The following is a 9,214-nucleotide window of genomic DNA, read 5'->3' as shown; positions in this document are numbered from 1 at the left end:
GTGCACGCGTGTCGATATCATAAATACCGGGAGTCTTATTTTCAATCATCCAGTCGTGGAGACTTTTTTCTGCATTCCAATGACTGTAAGCGTGAGAATAATCAGAAATAACAAAACCGCTAATTTGAATTTTGTTCGATTCGTAATATTCCAACATCTGATCTTTTTTTCCTTCTCCAGGAACACCGTAATTTCCAATAAGAGGATAGGTGGCAATTAAGATTTGACCTTTATAAGAAGGATCCGTTAGGCTCTCCGGATATCCTGTCATTGCTGTGTTGAAGACAATCTCTCCTGCAATGCTTTTGGTGTACCCGAACGCTTTTCCTTTGAATTCCGTTCCGTCTTCTAGAATGAGTATGGCTGATTTATTCATAGCTAAAAAAAAGCCCTCAACTAGAAAAGATGAGGGCAGATAGTTATTTAATGATTAGTTGATCGATATCCGGAAAATGCTTTGAAAGTATTTGTAAATAATTTTCCTTGGGCACATCATCTTTAAAAATAATAATAATGGTATCGTTACCGGCTATTGTTCCAATAATTTCATCAATTTCTGTATTGTCAATACGTACGGCAACACTATTTGCAAATCCGCTTTTGGTTTTAAGTACTGAAAGATTATTAGAGAATTCTATGGAAAGAGCCCCTCTTAACTGTTGTCCATTATCATCATTTGGAATAAAGTAAATACTTCCGTAATGTGCATCGTGAATTTTGCCAACTTTTAATTCGCGTAAATCACGCGAAAGCGTTGCTTGTGTGAGATCAAACCCGCGGTTAACTAACAGTAGAAGTAAATCTTCCTGACGACTAATTTTATTCTTATTGATAATTTCCCTTATAAGTTTTTGGCGTTCAGTTTTATTGTTCATTGTAATAATTGTATATTTATGCTTTCTGAGTGCAAATATATACTGTATTTTCTTGTGAGCAATATTATGTTTAAACATTTTGCTAACAATTGATCAAAACAAAAAAACATTATCCTTTAAAAAAAGTAGTAAATTGCTAAATAATTATAATGTATTTCTAACTTATATGTATTATAAACGTGGGTAGATATTTGAGTAGGGTCGTATATTTTCTTTTCTTTTTTGGTTTTGTAACACAGTCGTTATCAGGGCAGTCGCCTATTATTAAAGTAGGGTCAGATAACGCCTATTTTCCATTTGAATATCTTAACGATGACAGAGAACCCGATGGTTTTGATATTGATTTACTTCATTCTTTAGTGAAAGAATTTGGTCTTGAAGTGAAAATTACCACAGGAGATTGGTTTATTATAAAGGATAAAATGAAGAATGGCGAATTTGATATGCTTGCAGGAATGTACTATAATCCTGATAGAGCGGAGTATTATGATTTTACTATGCCATATATTATTATTACTCATTCTGTTTTTGTAAAAAATGGTAGTAAAATAGAGAGTTTAAATGATATAAAAGAAGATAAGTCTATTAGGGTAGTTGTTGAGAATAGCAGTATTTTGCATAAATACTTAACTACTAATGGTGTTTTGCCGGAGCGTATATTGGCTGTTGAAAATCAGCTTGATGCTTTATTTTTAGTTGAAGATTCATATACTACTTGTGCTTTATTACCCGATTTACAGGCGAAATATGTAGCTAAAAAAAATGGATTAGATGATATAGAAACAGTTGGGCTTCCTATTTTACCTCGCGAATATTCATTTGCTGTTTCAAAAGGAGATACCGCTTTGTTAAATACTTTAAATATAGGTTTAACTAAAATGCATCAAAGTGGTAAGTATGAAGAAATATTTGAGAAATGGTTTGGTAAATATAATCCCACTTATTCGGCATTGGAAGAAAAGTCTTCCATATTTTGGTTGATAAGCATTTTTCTTACTGTTATTTTGGTTTTTGTTTATTTATTTATGCAATTCCGTTTAAAAAAATTGGTGGTAACAAATAAAAATTTGAATAATGAAATAAAGCAAACTAATCAGGTTTTAAAGGATGTTTATAAAAATGAAACTCTTTTAAAGAGGATAATAGAGTATAGTCCTTTTCCCATTGCAATGATTCACGAAGAAGGCTATTTTGTATTTACCAATAGTGGTTTTGAAGATTTGTTTGGAAAACAGTCGGATAAAGCAGGATCGGTTAATCGGTGGCTATCGGAGGCTATAAAAAAAGAGCAAGAGCAAAGTTTTATAAAAAGTCAGTTCTTTTATAATCCTAAAGATTTGGTTATTCAAGGTATAAATATTTCTGTATATACTTTAACAACTAAAACGGGTGAGGAAAAACTTATGCAATTACATTTCATTTCTTTAGGAAATGGTCAGTTGTTAATATTTTTTTACAGACTTGAAGTTAACCAGGAAAAGACAGTTTACCCAAAATCAACTGAAAAAAAGTTTAAAGAGCTAAAGAGTTCATTTTTACTGAACGTTTCGCATGAGATACGTTCGCCAATGAATGTAATTATGGGTTTCTCGGAAATGATGAAAACGGATGATTTGGCAATGGATGAGATAAAATCATATGCCGGTATGATACATCAAAATGCTCAGATGTTATCGCTATTACTTAAAAATATTGGAACTTTAGTTAAGATTGATGCAGAAGAGCTTGATATTACCCCTGAATTTATCTTAGTTCCCGGTATTATAAACAGTGTTTATAAGCAATTTAAAGGCGTTGATTATTTAGAAAATAACGTTAGTGTTTCTTGTATTGAAAACTCTGTTAAAGATTTGATAGTGAATACCAATCGTGGAATACTAACACGTATACTTTTGAATTTGCTTTCTTATGTAGATAAACTAGCGATTAATGATTCGGTAAAAATTGGTTGTGAGTTAAACAGAAACAAAGAAGTGAATTTCTTTATTTATGCACATTGCAAAGAGGATGTTTATCAATCTTTATCTCAGAAAATAAAAACAGTTGCAGCTAATTATACTGATAACAATCTTCATTTTAATTCTGGCGAAGATTTGAATTTATATGTTAGTTTAGCTCTTATTAAGCTTATAGGAAGCAAACTTGAAATAAATAGAGATGAAAAAAATGAAAAGTCTAAATTATCTTTTAGCTTACCAAATTTTTCCGATGATGATCCTGTAGCACAATATAAAACAAGGAATTTGCCAAATAAGAAGCAGCAATTTAATTGGGAAGGAAAAAAGATTTTAATTGCTGATGACAACCCTGATAGTTTAGATTATTTCCGACTTATTTTTAAATCTACTAAGGCTGAAATTATTACTGCAAAAGACGGTAGTGATGCTTATGAACGATGTAGGAAAGAAACTAATATTGATTTGGTTCTTATGGATTGGCTGATGCCGATAATGGATGGAGAAACCAGTAGTAAACTTATTAAGCAGTTAAAACCAACATTGCCAATTATTGCAGTTACGGCATTTGCTCTTGGTGATGAACGTACAAGAATTTTACAATCGGGTTGTGTTGCCTATTATCCAAAGCCTGTAAATAAGGGAGAATTGTTGAGCTGTATTGATGTGTTATTTAATAAATAACTATTTAAACATTTTTAATTGTTGATCTTTTGGAGAAGTCTCCTTAAAAAGACTGAGTTGATTTTTTGCTACTGCTTCTTTACCTATTTGCTCATCAGAGTATTCTTCAATACAATCGCTAATTCTTTCTTTAATAACTTTAAGAGGAGTGGTGCCTTCAATTTCACTAAAATTCTTTAAAGATTTATACTGACGGAGCGATAGTTTAAAAGTAAACGACTTAAATCGAGTTTTACGAGTACGGATTTTCTTTTTTTTGCTCATAAAATATTATTAAAGTAAAAGTAGGTAAAATATGAAAAAGCAGTTTGTAAAAGAAATAGATATATTCACAACCTTATTAACAACTTAAGTTAGGATGTATTTTACCTGAATTAGCGAATATTTGCACGAAATAGATCTCCGAGAGATATTTGCTTAATCTACTGATATTTAATCATATTGTTTATAAAATCTCCTGTATTTTTTGTTTGAAAACGATTTTGCTTTGGAAAAATAACTACATTTGATTCATATGTATATAGGCTTAATTCTACTGTTTATTACTATTGTTATTTTATCTATTTTCTTTAGAAAATCTTTAATTCTGACTAAGATTAGAGTAATGCATAGTGTGTATAGTTTTGATTATCAGAATCAATATAAAATTTATTTTAACAGCAATCCGCACCCTTATTGTTTTAAGGATGAGATTTTACAGCATATTATGAATTTGAAAAAATCTTTTGATTCGTTAAAACTATTCGATAAAAAATACAATATCCCTTCAAAAATTGATATCCCATTTAATTTAACCCCCAAATCCTTACTTTCTTCCAAAGGTGAACCCATTTGTTTTAACGCTTATAGGGATAATTATTACGATTTTAAATTATTTGGTTTTCCCGATGATAAATTTAGTTTTAGCTCCAAAATAGTCTATTACTTTTATCAAGATAAGCTCTTTACTGTCGATTATGTTTTCGAAGATTTTCCTCAAAATAAGTTGGAAGCCTTATTAGATGATATCAATCAGGTTTTGCAGATAGAGTTGAGCAACGAAAAATCAAAAACATTTTATTTAGAAAATAATGTTCAGCTTTTATTCACCAATACCGGTTTTAGAGTTTCATTAAAAGCTTATAATTCTACTTCTATTTCATTTTTAAAAGTAATTTCCGCTCTTGAAAAGCAGCAATTAGAATTAAAAGAACAAATTGAAAATAATTTCTTTTCTTCGGTTTCAAATTAGTTACAATTATGTAATTATATTATAATCAATAGATTATAATATTTCATCCTTACTGGCATTATATTTATTTTTTTCTATTTTTGCCGATGCAAAGCAAAAAAGATGATAAAATTTTTAAGTAAACTAATTCTTAAACTAATTGGATGGAAGGTAGATGGAAATTTTCCTGAAGGGAAGAAATATGTTGTTGTAGCTGCTCCACACACTTCAACTTGGGATTTTATTATCGGTCGATTATACTACAGTAGCATAGGAAGGAGTGTTAAATTTATGATAAAGGGAAGTTACTTTTTCTTTCCTTTAGGAGTTCTCTTAAGAGCTTTAGGAGCAATCCCTGTTCATAAGAATTTAAAAGTCAAGCTTACAGATCAAATGATAGAGGAATTTAAAAAACGTGATGAATTATTGCTCACTATTGCACCCGAAGGGACAAGAAGTTTGACTAAGCGTTGGCGAAAGGGTTTTTACTCTATGGCTATGGGCGCAAATGTACCCATAGTTTTGGGCTACATTAATTTTGAATCTAAAACAGTAGGAGTAGGAGGAGTATTTTATCCTACAGGCAATTGGGATAGCGATATTAAGGTAATTATGAGTTTTTATAAAGATAAAGTAGCTCGTCATCCTGAGAAATTTTATCTTGGCTAAATCAATTAAGCGTATTTCTTGCTAAGAACAAATCAAATAAACTATCTTTGCGCAAATTTTCCTGAAGAGATTAAATCTATTTCTTCGGTTTTTTAAATTTAATATAAAATGGCTTTAACCTGTGGTATTATTGGCTTGTCGAATATAGGAAAGACAACTATTTTTAATTGCGTTTCAAATACAAAGGCAGAAATCTCAAATTTCGCTTTTTCAACTAATAAATCAAATGTGGGAATGGTTAATGTAATCGATCCTCGTTTAGCTGTGATAGATAAGTTAGTTTCAGCAAAGCGTGTGGTAACGGCTACTATTGATTTTGTTGATATTCCTGGCCTCACTAAAGGTGCCAGTCAAGGCGAAGGCGTTGGTAATAAGTTTTTAGCCGATATTCAGCAAACTAATGCCTTAATTCATGTCTTACGTTGTTTCGATGATGAAAATTTGCCTCATATTGAAGGATCGGTTGATCCGTTAAGAGATAAAGAGATAGTAGATTTTGAGTTGCAGTTGCGCGATTTAGATTTGGTAGAACGTAAACTTCAACGTATGGAAAAACTTGCTCGTACAGGAGATAAGAGTGCCAAATATGCTATTGAAGTCTTGAGCAGACTGAAAGCGCATTTAGAAGATATGCGTAATGTCCGCGATTTTGAAGTTAGTGAAGATGACAAAAAAAGCTTAATTAGCGATATGTATTTACTTACCGATAAACCAATGCTTTACGTATGTAATGTAGATGATGATTCGGCCGTTTCTGGGAATAATTATGTGTCTGCTTTGAAAGAAGGAATAGAAGATGAAAACCCACAGATTATTGTTATTGCAGGAGCTCTTGAGGCTGAAATTGCCGAATTAGATGATGCTGATGATAGAAAAGAGTTTTTGTCGGATGCCGGTTTGGAAGAGCCTGGCGTTGATAAGCTTGTTAGAGCAGCTTACGATTTATTAAATCTTCAATCATTCTTTACCGTAGGTGATAAAGAAAATCGTGCTTGGACTATAAAAAAAGGTATGAAAGCTCCTGAGGCTGCCGGTGTTATACATAGCGATTTAGAACGTGGATTTATCCGCGCCGAAGTAATGCATTACGACGATTTTGTTAGTCTTGGTTCTGAAGCCGCTTGTCGTGATAAGGGAAAACTCTTTATCGAAGGCAAGAACTACCAAGTTCAGGACGGAGATATTCTAAATATTCGTTTTAATGTGTAGAATTCATCGCTTATAAGTTTATCTTTCCAAGATAATATAAGTAGGAAGATGATCGCTATAACCGCCTAAATATCTGTTTCCTGCAAAAGTACGAAAAGGAAAACCTTTATATTTCCCTTCTTGGTTTTTCAGAAAGTCAGCATTAAAAACAAAAGCTTCTTTAAAATGCCATTTTTTGCGCTTGGCTTTTATCAGACTAGGTGTAATAATAATCTGATCGAACAGATTCCATTTTCCGCGATAAGCTAATGAGCCAAAACTATCTGGTTTATGAATCAAAGCAAAAGGATCATATAAATAGCCTTTTGATAGTAGGTTTTTGTCGCTTGTAGCTTTTAGATGTTCTACAACACTGGTGTTATGCGGATCGTCGTTCAAGTCGCCCATAATAATGATTTTAGCATCAGAATCAAGACTTAAAATAAAGTTTACGATTGATCTGCTTAAATCTCCGGCTGCATTACGTAGAGGCATTGAGCGTTCTTCGCCGCCACTTCTGCTTGGCCAATGATTAACTAAAATATGAATTTTTTCACCTAATAGTTTTCCGCTAACCAGTAGTTGATCGCGAGAATAAAAATCGAGTCTGCCTTCTATTTTTAAAGGAAAAGCCAAAGCGCTTTCCAGTTCAAACATAGAAGCTTGATAAATTAAGGCAACGTCTATTCCACGTTTGTCGGGAGAATTGATATGTGCAATTTTATAATTACGATTTTTTAGTGCCGGACGATGGACTAAATCTTCAACAACTTCTTTATTTTCTACTTCGCAAATTCCAAGAATAGCCACTCCTTCGGGAGTTTTATCGATAGCTATTTTTGAAATAACTTTAGCCATATTATCTAGTTTCTCGTAATATTTTTGAGAATTCCATTTTTTAGCAGCCAAAGGGGTAAATTCAGAGTCTCTTACTTCCGGAGTGTCAATAGTGTCAAAAAGATTTTCTAAATTATAAAATCCAATGCTAACTTTTTGAAAATTTTGAGCTTGTAAAATAGGAGAAAGGCAGATTAGAACAGCTATAAGGCTTATCCAGTAATATTTATATTGTTTGTTCATGTTTAGTTATTTTAGGGCAAATTTACTAATCCTTTTATAATTTGTTTTTTATTTTTAGCATTATTTGTAATTTAATCGTATCAATTTTTTGATAATTTGCTTGAAATCGTATATTTGTTGGAAAAACTGTCCATATTTTGAAAATATTTATTGTTGAAGACGATGTGATTTTTGGGAAATCCATCCTCTATTATCTTTCACTTAACCCAGAAAATGAGGTCAGCCTTTTTACAAACGGTAAAGAGGCTCTTGCACAGCGATATAAGAATCCAGATTTAATTATTTTGGATTATAACCTTCCGGGAATGAATGGGATGGAAGTAATGCAAAGTTTTCATAATTTCAATAAAAATTTTCCAGTTATAATTATTTCTGCTCAAAGCGATATTCGTGTTGCTGTAAGTCTTTTAAAAGAAGGAGCTTTCGATTATATCGTTAAGGATCCTGACTTGAAAGATCGCTTGTGGATGGCCATGGAAAAGGTTAAAAAGATTAGCAGTTACGAAAAAAAAATTGATAGGTTAGAAGCTGAAGTAAGTAAGAAATTTCAGACAGGTAATTTATTAATTGGAAATAGCAGCTCGCTTAAAAATGTTTTTGCTTTGATTGAGAAAGCCACCAAAACCAATATTAATGTTTCTGTAACCGGAGAAACCGGTACTGGTAAAGATTTGGTAGCTAAGGCTATACATTATAATTCTGATCGTACAAATGGTCCGTTTATAGCTGTTAACGTTTCTGCTATCCCCTCCGAATTGATTGAAAGTGAGTTATTTGGTTATGAGAAGGGAGCATTTACCGGAGCTAATTCCCGCAAAATAGGAAAATTTGAAGAGGCTGATAGAGGAACTTTGTTTTTAGATGAAATAGGGGATATGGATTTGAATATGCAAAGTAAAATTTTACGTGTACTTCAAGAAAATGAGCTGACACGGGTAGGCGGAAACACCGTTATAAAAATAAATACTCGTTTAATTATTGCGACACATAAGAATTTGGCAGATCAGGTAAGAGTTGGAAACTTCCGTGAGGACCTTTACTATCGCTTATTGGGCTTGCCTATACATATTCCACCCTTGCGTGAAAGAGAAGGAGATGTATTGATTCTTGCTCGTTATTTTATTAATAATTTTTGTGAGGAGAATAGCCTGCCTCCAAAAAGTTTAAGTCTAAAAGCTCAAGAGAAACTAAAAAGTTATCATTTCCCCGGTAATGTTAGAGAACTTAAATCGGTAATAGAGTTGGCAACGGTTTTATCTAATAGTGATGAGATTTCTGAAGCAGATATTAACTTTAGTTCTTTGGGAGCTGTAGAAGATATTTTTTCTACCGAACTTACAATGAAAGAGTATTATAATAAGATTGTATGGTACTTTCTTAAAAAATATGATAACAAAGTTAGGGTAGTTGCAGAGAAATTAGATATTGGTAAGTCGAGTATCTACAATCTTTTAAATGAGAAGAAGATGTAAATAATTATTATATTTGAAAGATATAGTGGTCAAATTTCAATTGGAGAGATTGAAATGAAAGTTTTTCGCTAAACTAAATAT

At 32.0% G+C, this 9,214-nt stretch carries 9 protein-coding genes; 5 read left to right on the top strand and 4 right to left on the bottom strand.

What is annotated here, in order from left to right:
- Together J7K39_00260 and J7K39_00255 are read right to left on the bottom strand one after the other, a co-directional pair.
- The coding region (locus tag J7K39_00260; protein MCD6178312.1) for a carbamoyl-phosphate synthase (glutamine-hydrolyzing) small subunit at positions 1-376 on the bottom strand (376 nt) is incomplete at its 3' end.
- Positions 377-419: 43 nt separating this feature from the next.
- Positions 420-875: a hypothetical protein gene (locus J7K39_00255; GenBank protein ID MCD6178311.1), complete on the bottom strand. Its 456-nt coding sequence runs from the start codon at positions 873-875 to the stop codon at positions 420-422.
- 191 nt (positions 876-1,066) lie between these two features.
- Between J7K39_00255 and J7K39_00250 the strand changes: the two genes are divergently transcribed.
- Positions 1,067-3,514, top strand: a complete 2,448-nt coding sequence (locus tag J7K39_00250; GenBank protein MCD6178310.1) for a transporter substrate-binding domain-containing protein — start codon at positions 1,067-1,069, stop codon at positions 3,512-3,514.
- On the opposite strand, the gene J7K39_00245 is transcribed toward J7K39_00250, so the two are convergent.
- Positions 3,515-3,778: a hypothetical protein gene (locus J7K39_00245; protein ID MCD6178309.1), complete on the bottom strand. Its 264-nt coding sequence runs from the start codon at positions 3,776-3,778 to the stop codon at positions 3,515-3,517. It abuts the gene before it with no gap.
- Positions 3,779-4,019: 241 nt separating this feature from the next.
- On the opposite strand from J7K39_00245, the gene J7K39_00240 reads away from it, so the two are divergent.
- The 3 genes from J7K39_00240 (at position 4,020) to ychF (ending at position 6,602) form a co-directional block, all read left to right on the top strand.
- The gene (locus J7K39_00240; GenBank protein ID MCD6178308.1) at positions 4,020-4,745 is read left to right on the top strand and encodes a hypothetical protein; all 726 of its coding nucleotides are present in this window, start codon (positions 4,020-4,022) and stop codon (positions 4,743-4,745) included.
- Positions 4,746-4,847: 102 nt separating this feature from the next.
- Positions 4,848-5,393, top strand: coding sequence for a 1-acyl-sn-glycerol-3-phosphate acyltransferase (locus J7K39_00235; GenBank protein MCD6178307.1), 546 nt, complete (start codon positions 4,848-4,850; stop codon positions 5,391-5,393).
- A gap of 108 nt (positions 5,394-5,501) precedes the next feature.
- The gene (gene ychF, locus J7K39_00230) at positions 5,502-6,602 is read left to right on the top strand and encodes a redox-regulated ATPase YchF (protein ID MCD6178306.1); all 1,101 of its coding nucleotides are present in this window, start codon (positions 5,502-5,504) and stop codon (positions 6,600-6,602) included.
- 18 nt (positions 6,603-6,620) lie between these two features.
- Here ychF and J7K39_00225 read toward each other — a convergent pair whose 3' ends face one another.
- Positions 6,621-7,565 carry an endonuclease/exonuclease/phosphatase family protein gene (locus J7K39_00225; protein MCD6178305.1) on the bottom strand — a complete coding sequence of 315 codons (945 nt, stop codon included), beginning with the start codon at positions 7,563-7,565 and terminating at the stop codon, positions 6,621-6,623.
- Positions 7,566-7,798: 233 nt separating this feature from the next.
- Between J7K39_00225 and J7K39_00220 the strand changes: the two genes are divergently transcribed.
- Positions 7,799-9,133, top strand: coding sequence for a sigma-54-dependent Fis family transcriptional regulator (locus tag J7K39_00220; protein ID MCD6178304.1), 1,335 nt, complete (start codon positions 7,799-7,801; stop codon positions 9,131-9,133).
- Positions 9,134-9,214 lie beyond the last annotated feature (81 nt).

It is taken from the genome of Bacteroidales bacterium, assembly GCA_021157585.1.
Classification (GTDB): domain Bacteria; phylum Bacteroidota; class Bacteroidia; order Bacteroidales; family UBA12170; genus UBA12170.
Note: the sequence above shows the minus strand (reverse complement) of the source record. Positions and strands in the feature narration are given on the sequence as shown.

What these genes read in the sequence shown, in the direction of transcription:
- J7K39_00255 (MCD6178311.1), bottom strand. Translation starts at nt 875, where the DNA reads ATGAACAATAAAACTGAACGCCAAAAACTTATAAGGGAAATTATCAAT.
- J7K39_00245 (MCD6178309.1), bottom strand. Translation starts at nt 3,778, where the DNA reads ATGAGCAAAAAAAAGAAAATCCGTACTCGTAAAACTCGATTTAAGTCG.
- J7K39_00235 (MCD6178307.1), top strand. Translation starts at nt 4,848, where the DNA reads ATGATAAAATTTTTAAGTAAACTAATTCTTAAACTAATTGGATGGAAG.
- ychF (MCD6178306.1), top strand. Translation starts at nt 5,502, where the DNA reads ATGGCTTTAACCTGTGGTATTATTGGCTTGTCGAATATAGGAAAGACA.